Raw genomic sequence first — 16,629 nt, forward strand, 5'->3', positions numbered from 1 at the left:
GTCGGAGGGTTCGTCGGCAGCCTGCTCCTCGAACGGAGTGCACTGACGGCCGCACGCGACGCGGCGGGCGAAGGAAGCGAGGAACAGCCTTCATGGGGCGTCGGCTCGTACCCCTCACACTGGACAACCTTTCGGATCTTCCCAGACGCTGCCGCTCCTGTGTCTTCTGGGAGCTTGACCCGGTCAGTGGGGAAGCTGCGGTAAAGGCGGGAAGACCCGGGCTGGAGAAAGAGGCCTGGATCTCGGCCGTTCTCCTGGAGTGGGGCTCGTGCGGCCGCGTGGTCTATGTCGACGATGTGCCGGTGGGCTTCGTTCTTTATGCGCCGCCGGCTTATGTACCGCGTTCGACCGCGTTTCCCACCAGCCCGGTCTCCCCCGACGCCGTGCAGTTGATGACTGCCTGGATCGTGCCGAGCCACCAGGGCCAGGGGCTGGGCCGGGTCATGGTGCAGGCCGTCGCCAAGGACCTGCTGCGTCGAGGGTTCAAGGCGATCGAGGCGTTCGGCGATGCCCGGTGGAAGGAGCCTGCCTGTGTGCTTCCCGCGGATCATCTGCTGGCGGTCGGCTTCAAGACCGTGCGGCCGCATCCCGTTCATCCCCGGCTGAGGCTGGAGCTGCGTACGACGCTCTCCTGGAAGGAAGACGTCGAACTGGCGCTGGACCGGCTGCTGGGCGCGGTGCAGAAGGAGCCGGCTCTGAGACCGCTGTGATCCAAGAGCCCAAGACCACGTGAAACGGGTCCATCCCCCCGAGGGATGGACCCGTTTCACGTGAAACAGTGCGGTGCGGTCCTACTGGCCGATGAAGCCTTCGAGGTCGCGGAGGATCGCGGCCTTCGGCTTGGCACCGACGATGGTCTTCGCGACCTCGCCGCCCTGGTAGACGTTCAGGGTCGGGATGGACATGACGCCGTACTTGGCGGCCGTGTCCGGGTTCTCGTCGATGTTGAGCTTGACGATCTCGATCTGGTCGCCGTGCTCGGCGGCGATGGCCTCCAGGGACGGGGCGATCTGACGGCACGGGCCGCACCAGGCAGCCCAGAAGTCCACCAGTACGGGCTTCTCGCTCTTCAGGACGACCTCGTCGAAGGAGTCGTCGGTCACGTTCTTCAGGGCGCCGGCCACGGCGGCCTCCTTAACTTCTTGGGGTGTGTGGGGTGAGAGGCGTGAGTCAGACGGCGGCCGCAGCGGCCTTCTCGTCGTCGGCGAGCGCAGCGAGGAAGCGCTCGGCGTCGAGTGCGGCCGAGCACCCCGTTCCTGCGGCGGTGATGGCCTGTCGGTAGGTGTGGTCGACGACGTCACCGGCGCCGAAGACACCGGCGAGGTTGGTCCGCGTCGAGGGAGCGTCGACCTTGAGGTAGCCCTCGTCGTCGAGGTCGAGCTGGCCCTTGAAGAGCTCGGTGCGCGGGTCGTGGCCCACCGCGATGAACAGGCCGGTCACCGCGAGCTCCGACGTCTCGCCGGTCTTGGTGTTCCGAAGGGTCAGCCCGGACAGCTTCTGGTCGCCGTGCACCCCGGCGACCTCGCTGTCCCAGGCGAACTTGATCTTCGGGTCGGCGAAGGCGCGCTCCTGCATCGCCTTGGAGGCGCGCAGCGTGTCACGGCGGTGGACGATGGTGACCGACTTGGCGAAGCGGGAGAGGAAGGTCGCCTCCTCCATCGCGGTGTCGCCACCGCCGACCACGGCGATGTCCTGGTCCTTGAAGAAGAAGCCGTCACAGGTGGCGCACCAGGAGACACCGCGTCCGGAGAGGGCGTCCTCGTTGGGCAGGCCCAGCTTGCGGTGCTGGGAGCCTGTCGTCACGATGACGGCCTTGGCGCGGTGCACCGTGCCGGCCGTGTCGGTGACCGTCTTGATGTCTCCGGTGAGGTCCACGGAAACGACGTCGTCGGGAACGAGCTCGGCGCCGAAGCGCTCGGCCTGGGCGCGCATGTTGTCCATGAGCTCAGGGCCCATGATCCCGTCCTGGAAGCCCGGGAAGTTCTCCACGTCGGTGGTGTTCATCAGCGCGCCACCGGCGGTGACGGCGCCTTCGAACACCAGCGGCTTCAGCGAGGCGCGTGCGGTGTAAAGGGCGGCCGTGTAGCCCGCAGGGCCGGAGCCGATGATGATCACATTACGGACGTCGCTCACGGGTTTCTTCCTCGTCTCTGCAGACTGCCTACTGTCCACGCCTACTGGGGTCGGTTCAACGACTCTCACCCCACCCAACGGATCCTACGGGGGATGCATTCCCCGTAGTGCCGAGGCGGCGTCCGGCACGATTCTCAGGGGCGTGCGTAGGTGCGGGTCAGCAGAAGTTCACCCTTGCCCGTGGGCTGCTTCTGGACGCAGGACGCGTCGACGACGTACGCCTGGACGCGGGTCGCGTCGGACGGGTGCGGGAGGATGACGAGGAAGGCATCCGTGCCTTGGTAGGTGCCTTCCTCCACTGCGAGGGCCGCGGCATTGCGCCCGGTGCCCTGCTCCACACAGGGCGGGACGGACACGGTGGGTGCGCGCAAGGGCGTCTGGGGCGATTCGGATCCGGCAGAGGTGCTCTTGGGCGTCGATTGCGCCCCGGTGGACGGCGTCTGCTCCTCGGCCTCCATACCGTCCGCCGACTTCGATGGCTTCGAACCGGTGCTCAGAAGAAGCGTGTGTACCCGGTCCTCAAGCGTGGACCCCGAGAACGTTCCTCCGCCGTTCTCCCCGGCGCTGGAACTGCGGTCCGCTGCCTTGAGGCTCCCGGAGTTCTGGGACGGCTGGATGCTCTGCAGTAGGAAGACGCTCACACCGACCACGGCCGCGCCGAGAGCGGCTCCGAGCACGGCTGTGCGACGGCGGCGCCGGAGCGGTCGGCGGCCGCGGCCGGGACCGGTGGTCGCTCGGGGGCGCCCTGCGGGACGGTCCGAGGGGCTGGGCTCTGCCTTCGGCTTCTCCGCTGCGGGTGGTTCTGTTTCACGTGAAACATGCAGCGAGCCGGAAGGTGGCGTGGTGCCGAGAGCCGCTTCGGCGGCGAGTGCGGCGTCGATACGATCCACGATGCCGTCCGGCATGTGCTGCGGCATGGGTACGGTGCCGAGCAGCTCGCGGATCTCCATGAGAGAGGCATGGACCTCACCGCAGAGTGCGCAGCCGTCCACATGGCCGCGCACCTCTGCCGCACGCGACGAGGGGAGCAGTCCCTCCGCCAGGTCGGAGATCTCCGTGACATCCGGATGCTGGGTCGTGTCGGTCGTTGATGTCATGTGCGCCCACCTCCGCCCTTCACTGCAGCAGGATCGCTTGTGTCCGTATCTCTCGGCCCCGATGGCGGTGGGACGGATGTACGCGGCGTCCGGTTCCTTGTGGCCGTCTCGTCGGCTCCCGCGACCTCGCTGCGCAGATGAGTGAGCAGCGGCGCCAGCCGGGCCCGCCCCCGCGAACAGCGGCTCTTCACGGTGCCTGTCGGTACGTCGAGGATGCGTGCTGCCTCGGCCACGGGGTAGCCCTGCATGTCCACGAGGACGAGTGCGGCCCGCTGCTCGGCGGGGAGCGTGGTCAGTGCGGCCAGCAACTCGCGGTGGAGATCCTTGCGTTCGGCCGGTGCTTCCGCGGATTCATGCGGTTCGAGGAGCTGCTCGAACCGTTCCGTGTCGTCGACCGGTGCGGTCCTGCGCGTGGCGGCCTTGCGGACCCGGTCGAGGCAGGCGTTGACCGTGATGCGGTGCAGCCAGGTGGTGACGGCGGACTGACCGCGGAAGGTGTGGGCTGCCCGGAAGGCGGAGACAAGGGCGTCCTGGACGGCGTCCGCGGCCTCCTCGCGGTCTCCCAGGGTCCGTATCGCCACGGCCCACAGCCGGTCGCGGTGGCGCCGTACGAGCTCACCGAAGGCGTCCGGTTCACCGGCCACATGGCGAGCGAGGAGGTCTGAGTCGCTAGAGTCGGGTTCTAAGGAATCAGCAACCACGCGCTACCCCTAAATGCCTAAAAGTAACCTTGGCCTCGGGCTTTCGCGAAGTGGGTCGTCCAAGGCTTGATCAGGAAAGCGGAAAGTGCCCCTGATCGGAAGACTCCGTGGTCAGGTGGGCTTGGCCAAGCAGCCCCCCGGTGGCGTGTGCTGTCAGGCGGCCCCCGTGATGAGGGTGACGCCGTGGCCGAGGGCCTTGAGCCGACGGGCGAGGCCGCGGCTCTTGCGGCCCGGGTCGAGGTTGTGGGTGTGGAAGTCGGCGCCGATACCGAGGCTGAACACCATACCAATGACTGCTGGCAGGCACGTTTTCGCCGGAGCTGGTGGACCCGGTGGTCGCTGAGTGCCGCCGTTCTGGCCTGCGCACTCGGCTGGCGAGGGGTTATCTGTTGCTGGCCGACCGTGGGTTCACCGGGGTGGAGCTGTGGCGGGCGGGCTCGGCCGACGGTGCGGACCTGCTGTGGCGGTTTCGCTCGCATCAGATCCTGCCGGCGCGCGAGGAACTTCCCGACAGCTCTTACCTGTCGGAGATCGTCGTCGCGAAGGACTGTAAGCGCGCCGACCCCACGCCCGTGCGGGTCGGGTCGTCGAGCACGCACTTCCCGGCAGAGGCTTTACCGAACAGGATCTCCCCTACCAACAGAAAGGGCCGAGTGCGATGACCCGCGAGCAGGTAGTCAGCCCATGAATTTAACATCGGCGATGCCTTGTTTGTAGCCTGCGCCGCTGTAGCGATCGGCGGGTGAATTCGGCATGTCGGTAAGCCATACGAGAACGAACCGGGTCTTTACCGGGTTCTTCGTCTGCAGTTTCGCTTCTGTGCCGGCCGTCTCGGTCGTTGCGATTTTCTTCATCGACGTCAGCGGCGTCGATGAGTTGAGGGAGTCGGTCGCGTAGAGCGAGGCGGTGGTGTGATCACCACCGAATTGAAGTCTTATGGAGGCTGACGAGATGAACTGAGCAGAATTGAGTTCATAAACGATGCCGACGCCCTGTTTGAAGGGAGCCAATTTGGGGCCGTCTATGAAGCTCTTGGACCGCCAGTACGTCGCGCTGTCGCCGTCATACGTCAAGTGGACGTCGTCGGGGTGCTGTGCCTTTCCATCCGGAAAGTACTCGACCGCGTCCTTGACCGTGAGTAGTTGGCCTGTGGGCGCTTTCTTGCCGTCGTCACCGATCTTCGGGTCGGTCGGGGTGCTGTCCCCGGGCTCGGAGCCCTTGGTGTGGTCGAGGATCGCCTCGGCGAGCTGCCAGCTGCCGAGGCCCAGCGCGGCGATGAGCAGGGCGGACACGGCCCACTTGAGGACCTTGCCAGTGCGGCTCTGGAGCGGTGCCGGAGGCATGGCGATCGTGGGCGGTGCGGCGACGGGCCCGGCCGGCGGACGTCCGTAGGAACCCTGCTGGTAGGTCGTGCGCTGGTACTCGGGGGGCGCCGTGAAGGCGGGCTCCGGAGGACGGATGCGGGGCATCGCGGCAACGGCCTTCGCCAGCTCGTCCGGTGTGGTGCACGGCTGCTCCTGCCGGGAGGCGGTGGCGCCGTCGTTGGCGAGTGCGCGCATGGCGAGCTCGGAAAGGCCGCGATGGACGCCGGCCCGCACCTGGTCGGGGGCGATCAGCCCCACTCCCTTGGGCAGCCCGGCCAGGCCGTACGCATCGCTCTCGTACGGCCAGCGCTGGGTCAGCGCGGCGTAGAGCAGGGCGCCGATCGCCTCGGTGTCCGCTCGCTGGGGGCTGTCGGCGGTGATACCGCGCAGGGCGGCGTTCACCGCGAGGCCGCGGATCCTGTACTGCCCGGTCGAGCTCCGCAGCACCGCCCCCGGAGTGAGCCTCAGATGGGCGAGGCCTTCCCGGTGGGCTGCCGCCATGGCCTGGGAGATCTGGCTGACGAGCTGGTACGCGTCGTGCGCGTCCATCGGCCCCGAGGCCAGCAGAGAGGTGAGCTCGGTGGCGTCGGGGAGCCATTCGTGGACGACGTAGACGAGGTCGTCCTCCTCCACCGCGTCGAGGACCTGCACGAAGCGTGGGTCACCGAGCAGCGCGGAGGAGCGGGCCGCGGCCAGCACGGAGCGGGCACGCGGATGGTCGGCGGGCAGCAGGTGGACGCCCACCGCGCGGCGCAGTTTCTCGTCGACGGCCCGCCAGCTGCTGAAGCCGTCCAGGCGGGTGACGCACTCCTCCAGCCGGTAGCGTCTGGCGAGTTTGTGCCCGCTGTGTAGGTCAGGGGTCGGCAGGGTGGCCTCGGAACCGATGTGTTCACCACCCGTGTCCTGCGGCTTCGTGCCTGTGGTGTCCTGGGCTTCTGCCGTCCCGTCGGTCGTGGCCTCGTCCGCCTTGGCGGCCAGCGGTTCATCACCGCTGTTGTCGGCCACGTCGACGGCAGCCGTGCTACGTTCCGCCACCGTCGTTCCTGCCTCCCCATCCGTTGCGCGATGCCAGCCAGCTCTGCACAGTCACGCCAATTGTGCCCACACTCCGGCGCTATGCACGACACGCAAGGGGTGGTGATGGTTGTGCGGCCGAGGATCCTCAGCGTCCGAGTCGTCCTCGGACCATGCCGACCATGCCGTTGATCTCCTCGATCCGCATCCGCTTGGCGGCGACGAAGAAGACCCCCAGGAGAACGGCTCCGCCGCAGATCAGAGCGGTGAGCGAACCGAAGGCGCCCTCGCCGAGACCCAGAAGTACGGCAAAGCCCACGCCGCCGCCGAGGACCGCTGCGGGGATCGCGGCCAGGCAGAGCCGGGCGTAGGTGCGGACGACGTGGGAGCCGTCCAGATCGCCGCCCAGGCGGTTGCGCAGCCGCCGCCAGGCGATGCCCACGCCGACGGCGTAGGCGAGCCCGTACGAGGCTGCCATGCCCACCACGGCCCAGCGGGCGGGCAGCACCACGTAGCAGAGGGCCGAGGCCGCCGCGTTGACCGCGGCGACGATGACCGTGTTGTAGAAGGGCGTGCGGGTGTCCTCGTAGGCGTAGAAGCCGCGCAGCACGACGTACTGCACGGAGTACGGGATCAGGCCGAGACCGAAGGCCATGAGGATGAAGCCCATGGAGCGGGCGGCCTCGGTGCCCGCGGAGGCGTACAGGAGGGTGCACATCGGCAGGCCGAGTGCGAGGAAGGCGAAGGCCACCGGCACGATGGCGACGGCCGAGTTCCGCAGCCCCTGGGAGATGTCGTCGCGGACGGCGCCCGGGTCGTCGTCGTGGGCGGCGCGGGAGATGCGGGGCAGCAGGGCCGCCATGACGGAGACGGTGATGATCGCCTGCGGCATGCCCCAGATGAGCTGGGCGTTGGAGTAGGCGAGGAAGCCGGTGCCGTCCTTGCCGGACAGCTTGCCCGCCGATGTCGCGAGCTGGGTGACGACGATCACACCTGCCTGGTTGGCCAGCACGAACAGAACGGTCCACTTGGCCAGCTTGATCGTCTTGCCGAGCCCGTGTCCCTTCCAGTCGAAGCGCGGGCGGAAACGGAAACCGGCCTCGCGCAGGTACGGGATCATGGCCAGGGCCTGGACGACCAGACCGAGCAGCGTGCCGATGCCCAGCAGCCGGACGCCCTCCGGCGGAATGGTCTGGACGCCCATCTGGGACTCGGCGGACGTTCCGTAGACCCAGATGAACATGCCGAACGTGAAGATCATGACGATGTTGTTGAGGACCGGGGTCCACATCATCGCGCCGAACTTGCCGCGGGCATTGAGGATCTGGCCCATGACGACGTGCACGCCCATGAAGAAGATGGTCGGCAGGCAGTACCGGGCGAAGGTCACGGCGACGCTGTTGGCCGCCGCGTCCTCGGCGATCGTCGGCGACATCATGTGGATCAGCCACGGAGCGGCGAAGACCGCGAGTGCGACGATCACGCCGAGCGCGACCATGACGAGCGTCAGGAGCCGGTTGGCGTAGGCCTCGCCGCCGTCCTCGTCGTCCTTCATGGACCGGACGAGCTGAGGCACGAAGACCGAGTTCAGGCCGCCGCCCACGGTGAGGATGTAGATCATCGTGGGCAGCGTGTAGGCGATCGTGAAGCTGTCGCCCAGCAGTGCCGCACCGAGCGCGGCGGTGATCACGAGGCTGCGGACGAATCCGGTGAGGCGGGACACGAGCGTGCCGGCCGCCATCAGCGCGCTGGACTTCAGTATCCCGGAGGCCCGGCCGCCGGACTTGGGCGGAGCGGGCGCCGGGGCAGGCTCGGGCTCCGCGGGGACGGGGGCGGACCCTGCCGGGCCCTCCTGGTCCCGGAAGAGGTGCGCGAAGGCATCCGGCTGCTCGTCGTCCTGGGAGGCCTGGCTGACGAGGTCGTCCACCCCGACGAACTGGGTGGTCGCCGGGGTGTCGCCGTACGGCAGGTGCCGCGACGGGCCGTCTGGCTCGGGCGGCGGTGTCTGCGCCCAGATACGCGGATCGGGCGGGTACTGGGCCGCGGCCGGCTGCTGGTAGAGCGGCTGGGGCTGCTGGTACGTGCCCGGGGGCGGTGGCGGGTGCGCGGCCCGGTCGTACAGCGCCTCGGCCACCGGGTCCTGGACCGACAGGTCCTGGGCGAGGTAGGGATCGCGGTCGTAGGCGTCCTGGAGGTACGGATCGGGCGTCGGCGGAACCTGACCGGGCCCCGGTGGCATCGGGGGCCCGCCGGAAGACCCGGCTCCGCCCGCACCCTGACCGCGGTCACCGTCGTACGGCGCGTTCATCGAAACCCCACCTCATCGTCCCCGGCCGACCGGCCACGACAGACATCGCTCAACGTTCCACTTTCTCACCCGGGGCCGACGGCTCCCCGCTTTCCGGCCCGGTGTCCGGAGTCGGGTCACTCGGCTGCCCGGGTTCACCGCCGTCGTCGCCGGTCGCGCCGCCCGCGTTGGCGCGCTTGCGATGGGTGTACATCCTGATGCCCGCGAGGACGAGGAGCAGCAGTCCGCCCGCGATGACCAGCAGCACGGTCGGGGTGAGCTCGGAGACCTTCACGGTGAAGGTCATCTCGTCGCCGTACGGCGTGCCGTCCTCCGTGTAGAGCTGCGCCGTCATCTGCACCTGGCCGTTGACGTTGGCCGCCGCGTCGAACTTCACGGACTGGCTGTGGCCGGCGCCGATCCGGATCGGCTGCTCCGCCACGGCCCCGCCGTCGTTCAGCTTGAGGCGCGTCGCGTTCTCCGACTTCAGCCGGAGGACGAGATGGTCCACGCCCTGCAACAGCCTGTTCTGCACGGTCACCGGGATGGTGGCGCTGCGGCCGGAGAGGGTGACGTCCGACTTCGAGATGAGCTGGACCTCGTTGATGAGGTCCTGGAGATATGTGCGGACCGAGTCCCGGTACTGCTGGGCCTCCAGCGGGCGGCCTCGCCATGACGTCGACATGGAGCGGTTGAGCGCGTTGCCGAAGGGGGTCACCACCCGCTCGGTCTGGGTGAGGATGACCTGGAAGTTGTTCAGCGAGACCTGGGTGGACTTGATGTCCTGGAAGGCCTGGGTGGGCAGCTCCTGGCCGCGGAGCTTCCTCGGGTACTGGGAGGTCCCGGGGACGCCGGTTGTCGCGTCCGCGTCGGGCTTCGCCCCGGCCGCTTCCACCAGCCCGAGGGGCTGTGTCCAGCGTCCGTCGTCGAGACCGTGCAGGGCGCGGGCCATCGACTGGGCCTGGGCCACGGTGGGCGTCCGCTGCGGTGCGACGACGATGCTCCGCTCCGCGTCCGTGTCCTGCGCGGTCAGGGCGAGCGTCTGAGCGAGGAACTTCTGCACGGCGAGGGTGGAGTTCCCGGCCTTCGACATGTCGCCCTGGAAGGCCGTGGAGAGCCGGGCGTCGGCGACGACCGCGGTGGTGCCCCCGCCGATCGGCCGGGCGGCGGTCGGCGTGTACGGCAGATTGCCGGTCTCCTGGAGGCTGTCGCTGCGGGCGATCACCTTGTGGGCACCGGCCGAGGTGGCGACATCGACGATCGACGGGTCGATCGCCCCGTCGACGGGCCAGGCGAAGTCGGTCGACGGCTTCACATGGAGGATGGTCTGCACCGTGGAGCCGGCCACCTCGGTGGCGGTCTGCAAATGGCTGAGGGTGCCGGAGACGTTCTTGCCGCGGTGCGCGATGGACGCCAGATCGGGGTCGGCGAACGGCAGCGCGACGACCTTCCCGTCCGACACCGCGGCCTCAAGAGCGGTGAGCCACTTCTTGGCGACGGCCTGGTTCGTCCCCGCGACGGTGGTGTCGCCGGACTTGACGCGGTAGTTCCCCGTCATCGCATCCACGCTGGCCAGCAGATCCGGGTCGACCACCCAGGTCACCGGCAGCTGGCTGCCCAGTGAGACCAGCTGTTCGAGCCGTCCGCCCGTAGCCAGCTCGGCGGCCAGGTCGTCGTCCGCGAACACGGGCGTCTGCTGATCGTCGGTGCCCGTCTCGGCGGTGACATGGGCCGATGCGATCAGCGGCCAGAGATAGGTGACCTTCGTCCTGGAGTCACGCTCCTCTTCCTGCCAGGGCAGGAAGGTGCGCTCGATCCCCAGCACCTGGGGGTACGGGGCCCGGGAGGTCTGCCCCGAGAGCGAGACACCGAGCTGGTAGACGCCGTCGTCGCCGAGGCCCAGCTTGCCGACCGGGACGGACAGCGTGAAGTCCTGGCTGATCCCGGTGGGGAGTTTCGCGATCTTCACCGTGTACTTGCCGCCGAGCGCGGCGGGGTCGCTGCCGAGCGCGTATCCGGTGCGCCTGGCGGCGGTGTCGATCTCCGTCCTGCCCAGGAGCTTCGGGCCCACCCGCAGGTCGACCGTGGCCGCCTTGATGGTGTCCCTGCCCCTGTTGGTGACAGTGCCGGAGACGGTCAGGGTGTCCCCCTTGACCGGCGCGCTCGGGGACAGCGTGTTCAGGGACACATCGACCGTCCCGGAGCCGGTGTGTGCCTTGCCGGTGCCGGCCTGCGCGGCCGGAACGGCCAGCAGCGCCGCGACGAGCGGCGCCCCGATGATCAGGGCGGCTGTGCGCCGCAGCCACCGGCGGGCAGGAGAGGGACCGATCCCCTGAATGTCTGCCGCCTCGGCCACGCGCTTACCCGTCCCTCGTCGTCGTCAGCTGGTGTCGATGGTTGTCGGTTGTTGCGTCCACGCATGGTAACGATGTGCGCGGGTGCCAAGTGCTGGGGAGTTCGCTACATGATCGGAAGAGTCTTGCAGGCGGGACGAATCCAGGGCGACCGGACCGGTCCAGGCACGTACCCTTTTCAGTTGTGTCGAACGCCAATGAAGACAGCTCCCGTGCCCTGACCCAGGTGCAGCACCGCGCAGTCAGCGAACTGCTCCGGGTGTCCCCGGTCGCCGACGACCTCGCTCGCCGTTTCCAGGACGCCGGGTTCGGTCTCGCCCTGGTCGGTGGCTCGGTCCGGGACGCGCTTCTCGGCAGGCTCGGGAACGACCTGGACTTTACGACTGATGCCCGCCCCGAGGCCGTACTGAAGATCGTCCGCCCGTGGGCCGACTCGGTCTGGGAGGTCGGGATCGCCTTCGGCACCGTGGGCGCCCAGAAGGACGGCTACCAGATCGAGGTCACCACCTACAGGTCGGAGGCGTACGACCGGACCTCCCGCAAGCCCGAGGTGTCCTACGGCGACTCCATCGAGGAAGACCTCGTCCGCCGCGACTTCACGGTCAACGCGATGGCCGTCGCGCTTCCGCGGAAGGAGTTCATCGACCCGCACGGCGGCCTTGAGGATCTGGCGGAGCGCGTTCTCCGTACCCCCGGAACCCCCGAGGAATCGTTCTCCGACGATCCGCTGCGCATGCTGCGCGCGGCCCGTTTCGCGGCTCAGCTGGACTTCGATGTCGCTCCCGATGTGGTCGCCGCGATGACGGAGATGGCCGGACGCATCGAGATCGTCTCCGCCGAACGGGTCAGGGAAGAGCTCAACAAACTGCTGCTCTCCACACACCCCCGCAAGGGCCTGGCGCTGCTCGTCGACACGGGGCTGGCGCAGCAGGTGCTGCCGGAGCTCCCCGCACTGCGTCTGGAAAGTGACGAGCATCACCGTCACAAGGATGTCTACGAGCATTCGCTGACCGTCCTGGAGCAGGCGATCGACCTGGAGAAGGACGGCCCCGATCTGGTTCTGCGGCTCGCCGCTCTCCTCCATGACATCGGCAAGCCCCGGACGCGACGCTTCGAGAAGGACGGGCGCGTCTCGTTCCATCACCACGAGGTGGTGGGCGCCAAGATGGTCAAGAAGCGGATGACCGAGCTCAAGTACTCCAACGACATGGTCAAGGACGTCTCGAAGCTGGTGGAACTTCACCTGCGCTTCCACGGTTACGGCGACGGCGAGTGGACGGACTCCGCGGTCCGCCGATATGTGCGGGACGCCGGGCCCTTGCTGGACCGACTGCACAAGCTGACCCGCTCGGACTGCACTACTCGGAACAAGCGCAAGGCCGCCGCGCTCTCCCGGACCTATGACGGGCTGGAGGAGCGCATCGCGCAGTTGCAGGAGCAGGAGGAGCTGGATGCCATCCGCCCCGACCTGGACGGCAACGAGATCATGAAGACCCTGGGGGTCGGTCCTGGTCCGGTGATCGGCAAGGCGTACGCGTTCCTGCTGGAGCTGCGCCTGGAGCACGGCCCGATGGAGCATGACAGGGCGGTCGAGAAGCTCAAGGAGTGGTGGGCCGCACAGGTCTGAGGCTGCTGGAGGCTCGCCCGCCGGGGAACGGGGTCATGTTTCACGTGAAACATGACCCGCCCCGGTGCCGCATCCCGAACAGGTGAGGGGTGCTGTTTCACGTGAAACAGCGCCCCTTCGCTATGTCCCCCTCGCCGTGCCTCGAACGCTAAGAGGCCTCTCCGGTGCGGTCCCACCGGATGATCAGCGCGGCGACGACCGCGTAGAGAACCGCCACCCCGATCACCACTGCGGCCGACCGCCCGTCAGAAGGCAGCATCAGCGCGGAGACCCCCGCGGCCCCCACGAACGCGACGTTGAACAGCACGTCGTACAGGGCGAAGACCCGGCCCCGGAAGGAATCCTCCACCGAGGTCTGCACCACCGTGTCGGTGGTGATCTTCGCCCCCTGGGTGACCAGCCCGAGGACGAACGCCGCCACCAGCATCGGTGCGGGCGCGAACCACAGCCCCAGTGCGGGTTCGAGGACGGCGGCCCCCGCCGCGCACACCGCCATCCAGCGCAGCCGGCCGAGCCGTCCCGCCGCCCAGGGCGTCAGCACGGCCGCCGCGAAGAACCCCGCACCGGAGACCCCCACGGCCAGTCCGAGGAGCGCCAGGCCCTCGGATTCGCTGTCGGTCCAGGCGTACCGGCACAGCATCAGCACCATCACGGTCAGCGCTCCGTAGCAGAAGCGCATCACGGTCATGGCGGCCAGCACCCGGCCGGCCTGCTTCCGCTCCGCCAGATGGCGCAACCCGTCGGACAGCCCCCGCGCGGTAACGGCCAGGGCCGTGCCCAGCCCGGTCCGGTGTCCGTCCCGATCCGGTCCGAGCAGCCCGGTGGCAAGGGTCAGGGAGGCCAGCGCCGAAGCGAGATAGAGCGCCGCGCCCAGCAGCACCACGGCGGCATCGGAGTCCGCGAGGACCAGCCGCACGGCGAAGGCGAGCCCGCCGCCCGCCGTGGCGGCGAGTGTTCCGGCGGTCGGTGAGAGCGAGTTGGCGAGCACCAGCCGGTCGCTGTCGACGACACGCGGCAGCGCGGCCGAGAGACCGGCCAGGACGAAGCGGTTGACCGCGGTGACGCACAGCGCCGAGGAGTAGAAGAGCCAGTCGGGTGCGGAGCCGAGGATGAGGAGCGCCGTGCAGCAGGCGAGGACGGCACGCAGCAGGTTCCCGTACAGAAAGACCTGGCGGCGCGGCCAGCGGTCCAGCAAGGCACCGGCAAAGGGGCCGATGAGCGAGTAGGGCAGCAGCAGTACCGCCATCGCGGAGGCGATGGCACCCGCCGAAGCCTGTTTCTCGGGGGAGAAGACGACATGGGCCGCCAGTGCCACCTGGAAGACGCCGTCGGCCGACTGGGAGAGGAGTCGTACGGCCAGTAGACGACGGAAGTTCCGAAGGCGCAGAAGAACGCGCAGATCACCCACGACGGCCATGTGATCAAGGGTCACATACGTTGAGGGTCCCCGGACAGATTGCCCGGGGACCCTCAACAGTGCGGAAAGGAGAGAGCGTTGCCGCTCAGTATCCGGCCGCACGGACGCGCCGTGTCCGGCTGCGTCAGTTGGCGACCTCGCCGCGGATGAACTTCTCGACGTTCTCGCGGGCCTCGTCGTCGAAGTACTGGACCGGCGGGGACTTCATGAAGTACGAGGACGCGGAGAGGATCGGGCCACCGATGCCACGGTCCTTGGCGATCTTCGCAGCACGGACGGCGTCGATGATGACACCGGCGGAGTTCGGGGAGTCCCACACCTCGAGCTTGTACTCCAGGTTCAGCGGAACGTCACCGAAGGCGCGGCCCTCCAGACGCACGTACGCCCACTTGCGGTCGTCCAGCCAGGCCACGTAGTCCGACGGACCGATGTGGACGTTGTCCGCACCGAGCTCGCGGTCACGGATCTGGGAGGTGACGGCCTGCGTCTTGGAGATCTTCTTGGACTCCAGGCGCTCACGCTCGAGCATGTTCTTGAAGTCCATGTTGCCGCCGACGTTCAGCTGCATCGTGCGGTCCAGGATGACGCCCCGGTCCTCGAAGAGCTTCGCCATCACGCGGTGCGTGATGGTGGCGCCGACCTGCGACTTGATGTCGTCGCCGACGATCGGGACACCGGCCTCGGTGAACTTGTCCGCCCACTCCTTGGTGCCTGCGATGAAGACCGGGAGAGCGTTGACGAACGCGACCTTGGCGTCGATGGCGCACTGCGCGTAGAACTTCGCAGCGACCTCGGAGCCGACGGGCAGGTAGCAGACGAGGACGTCGACCTTGCGGTCCTTGAGGATCTGGACGATGTCGACCGGGGCCTCGGTCGACTCCTCGATGGTCTGGCGGTAGTACTTGCCGAGACCGTCGTGGGTGTGGCCGCGCTGGACGGTGACGCCGGAGTTCGGCACGTCGCAGAGCTTGATGGTGTTGTTCTCGCTGGCACCGATGGCGTCCGCGAGGTCGAGGCCGACCTTCTTCGCGTCGACGTCGAAGGCGGCGACGAACTCGACGTCCCGTACGTGGTAGTCGCCGAACTGGACGTGCATCAGACCGGGCACCCTGCCGGCCGGATCGGCGTCCTTGTAGTACTCGACGCCCTGGACCAGCGAGGCGGCGCAGTTGCCCACGCCGACGATGGCTACGCGAACCGAACCCATTCCGGTTGCTCCCTGTGTGTTTTGGATGTTTCCGATGAGGGCCCCGCGGATCTGCGGGTGCCTCACTCTGCGGTGTCGTCGGACGGATCCGGCGGGGTGTCACCCCGGCGCCGGGGCAGGCCGCCCGTCTCTCCTGCTGTGTTCTGCTGAGCTTCGCTCCCGGGCGAGGATCGTCGCTGATCCCGTCCCGACCGCTCGCTCTCGATGAGCTCGTTCAGCCAGCGCACTTCGCGCTCCACGGACTCCATGCCGTGTCGCTGCAGCTCAAGTGTGTAGTCGTCGAGGCGCTCGCGGGTGCGGGCCAGAGAGGCCCGCATCTTCTCCAGCCGCTCCTCCAGCCGGCTGCGCCGGCCTTCCAGGACGCGCATCCGTACCTCGTGCTCCGTCTGCCCGAAGAAGGCGAAACGGGCTGCGAAGTGCTCGTCCTCCCAGGAGTCGGGCCCGGTGTGCGAGAGCAGCTCCTCGAAGTGCTCCTTACCTTCCGCCGTCAGCCGGTAGACGATCTTGGCGCGGCGCCCGGCCAGAGATGAGGCGGGGGCGACCGCACGGCCGGCGGTGGGCGGAGTGTCGGCAGGAGCGGCACCCGGCTCCTCTATCAACCAGCCGTTGGCGACCAGCGTCTTGAGACAGGGGTAAAGGGTGCCGTAGCTGAAGGCGCGGAAGATCCCCAACGAGGTGTTGAGGCGCTTGCGCAGCTCATAGCCATGCATCGGGGACTCGCGGAGCAGTCCGAGAACGGCGAATTCGAGGATGCCGGAGCGTCTGCTCAACTTCGCCTCCTCCTTCACCGAGTGCTCTTGCGAAGCCCTGTGCCGGGCCGATGTACCGAGCTGATGTATCGACTCGATACATCACGACGATAGATCGGTCCTCGCGATGCGACAAGGGGAGCCATCGTGAACGGCGTCACATCGAGAATTCGTAGGCACCGACTTGCGTTGTTTGGGGTGAAGTTCGGTCCTAGGAGGGTTTTGACCGTGCGTAGTCTGTGCGGCATGCAGACCACCGGGAACCGCGTGACGCACGCGCGCGTCAGTCTCCGCGGACCAGCCGGACGCATGGCGGACGAGCCTGACGCAGGGCTGGTCCGTAATTCGGGGGACCGGATCTCAACTGCCGCTTCCAGGCGCTCTCGCCTGCCCGAGGAGTAGTCGTTCGATGAGCGAGCACCGTCGCAAAACGCCGCAACCACAAGGTGGTGGGCGTGCAGCGGCCAGACGAGCTGCCCAGCAGTCCTCAGGACGCCGCGCCGCTCCGTCACACGGAGTAACGTCCGAATCACCTTCCGATGCGCCGGGTGGGGACACTCCGTACGGCGGGCGCGCGGCGGCCAGACGAGCCGCCCAGCGGGGCGGCGGCCGAGGCGGCGGTGGTGGTGGTGGACGTCGCCGCGGTGGCGGTGGCGACGCCGGTCATGAGGGCCCCGGC

The 16,629-nt window shown here is 68.3% G+C and carries 15 protein-coding genes; 3 read left to right on the forward strand and 12 right to left on the reverse strand.

The window, feature by feature from the left end; all coding sequences use genetic code 11:
- Positions 1 to 92: 92 nt before the first annotated feature.
- Positions 93 to 710 carry a GNAT family N-acetyltransferase gene (locus GA0115234_RS30590; protein ID WP_093548121.1) on the forward strand — a complete coding sequence of 206 codons (618 nt, stop codon included), beginning with the start codon at positions 93 to 95 and terminating at the stop codon, positions 708 to 710.
- An 81-nt stretch (positions 711 to 791) separates the two neighbouring features.
- Here the strand turns inward: GA0115234_RS30590 and trxA are convergent, their stop codons facing one another.
- The 5 genes from trxA to GA0115234_RS43885 all read right to left on the reverse strand — a co-directional run bounded on the left by trxA (position 792) and on the right by GA0115234_RS43885 (position 4,216).
- Complete coding sequence (gene trxA / locus GA0115234_RS30595; protein ID WP_093548123.1) at positions 792 to 1,124, reverse strand: thioredoxin; 333 nt, start codon at positions 1,122 to 1,124, stop codon at positions 792 to 794.
- A gap of 46 nt (positions 1,125 to 1,170) precedes the next feature.
- Positions 1,171 to 2,133: a thioredoxin-disulfide reductase gene (gene trxB / locus GA0115234_RS30600; protein ID WP_093548125.1), complete on the reverse strand. Its 963-nt coding sequence runs from the start codon at positions 2,131 to 2,133 to the stop codon at positions 1,171 to 1,173.
- A gap of 134 nt (positions 2,134 to 2,267) precedes the next feature.
- Positions 2,268 to 3,230, reverse strand: coding sequence for an anti-sigma factor family protein (locus GA0115234_RS30605; RefSeq protein WP_093548127.1), 963 nt, complete (start codon positions 3,228 to 3,230; stop codon positions 2,268 to 2,270).
- Positions 3,227 to 3,931, reverse strand: coding sequence for an RNA polymerase sigma factor SigM (sigM, locus tag GA0115234_RS30610; protein ID WP_093548129.1), 705 nt, complete (start codon positions 3,929 to 3,931; stop codon positions 3,227 to 3,229). The genes GA0115234_RS30605 and sigM overlap by 4 nt, the downstream gene beginning before the upstream one ends.
- A gap of 153 nt (positions 3,932 to 4,084) precedes the next feature.
- Entirely contained in the window at positions 4,085 to 4,216 is a 132-nt protein-coding gene (locus tag GA0115234_RS43885) for a hypothetical protein (protein ID WP_256088857.1), read from the reverse strand.
- Positions 4,217 to 4,320: 104 nt separating this feature from the next.
- Between GA0115234_RS43885 and GA0115234_RS30615 the strand changes: the two genes are divergently transcribed.
- Positions 4,321 to 4,593, forward strand: a complete 273-nt coding sequence (locus tag GA0115234_RS30615) for a hypothetical protein (RefSeq protein WP_176729311.1) — start codon at positions 4,321 to 4,323, stop codon at positions 4,591 to 4,593.
- Between the two features lie 15 nt (positions 4,594 to 4,608).
- Here GA0115234_RS30615 and GA0115234_RS30620 read toward each other — a convergent pair whose 3' ends face one another.
- The 3 genes from GA0115234_RS30620 to GA0115234_RS30630 all read right to left on the reverse strand — a co-directional run bounded on the left by GA0115234_RS30620 (position 4,609) and on the right by GA0115234_RS30630 (position 10,952).
- A complete protein-coding gene (locus GA0115234_RS30620) occupies positions 4,609 to 6,330 on the reverse strand; it encodes a protein kinase family protein (RefSeq protein WP_093548131.1) in 1,722 nt (573 codons plus the stop codon).
- 127 nt (positions 6,331 to 6,457) lie between these two features.
- Positions 6,458 to 8,617, reverse strand: coding sequence for a murein biosynthesis integral membrane protein MurJ (murJ, locus tag GA0115234_RS30625; protein WP_093548133.1), 2,160 nt, complete (start codon positions 8,615 to 8,617; stop codon positions 6,458 to 6,460).
- 49 nt (positions 8,618 to 8,666) lie between these two features.
- A complete protein-coding gene (locus GA0115234_RS30630) occupies positions 8,667 to 10,952 on the reverse strand; it encodes a DUF6049 family protein (protein WP_093548135.1) in 2,286 nt (761 codons plus the stop codon).
- Between the two features lie 182 nt (positions 10,953 to 11,134).
- Here GA0115234_RS30630 and GA0115234_RS30635 point away from each other — a divergent pair, with 182 nt between their 5' ends.
- Positions 11,135 to 12,577, forward strand: coding sequence for a CCA tRNA nucleotidyltransferase (locus tag GA0115234_RS30635; RefSeq protein ID WP_093548137.1), 1,443 nt, complete (start codon positions 11,135 to 11,137; stop codon positions 12,575 to 12,577).
- Positions 12,578 to 12,725: 148 nt separating this feature from the next.
- Here the strand turns inward: GA0115234_RS30635 and GA0115234_RS30640 are convergent, their stop codons facing one another.
- From GA0115234_RS30640 to GA0115234_RS43890, 4 genes are all read right to left on the reverse strand, one after another.
- Positions 12,726 to 13,994: an MFS transporter gene (locus tag GA0115234_RS30640; protein ID WP_093548139.1), complete on the reverse strand. Its 1,269-nt coding sequence runs from the start codon at positions 13,992 to 13,994 to the stop codon at positions 12,726 to 12,728.
- A 124-nt stretch (positions 13,995 to 14,118) separates the two neighbouring features.
- Entirely contained in the window at positions 14,119 to 15,201 is a 1,083-nt protein-coding gene (locus GA0115234_RS30645) for an inositol-3-phosphate synthase (protein ID WP_093548141.1), read from the reverse strand.
- Between the two features lie 62 nt (positions 15,202 to 15,263).
- Positions 15,264 to 15,971 (reverse strand): PadR family transcriptional regulator, encoded by a 708-nt coding sequence (locus tag GA0115234_RS30650; protein ID WP_093548357.1) that lies wholly within the window; start codon positions 15,969 to 15,971, stop codon positions 15,264 to 15,266.
- Between the two features lie 508 nt (positions 15,972 to 16,479).
- Positions 16,480 to 16,617 carry a hypothetical protein gene (locus tag GA0115234_RS43890; protein ID WP_237541838.1) on the reverse strand — a complete coding sequence of 46 codons (138 nt, stop codon included), beginning with the start codon at positions 16,615 to 16,617 and terminating at the stop codon, positions 16,480 to 16,482.
- Positions 16,618 to 16,629: the final 12 nt, after the last annotated feature.

The sequence above is a fragment of the Streptomyces sp. DvalAA-43 genome, from assembly GCF_900091725.1.
Classification (GTDB): Bacteria; Actinomycetota; Actinomycetes; order Streptomycetales; family Streptomycetaceae; genus Streptomyces; species Streptomyces pulveraceus.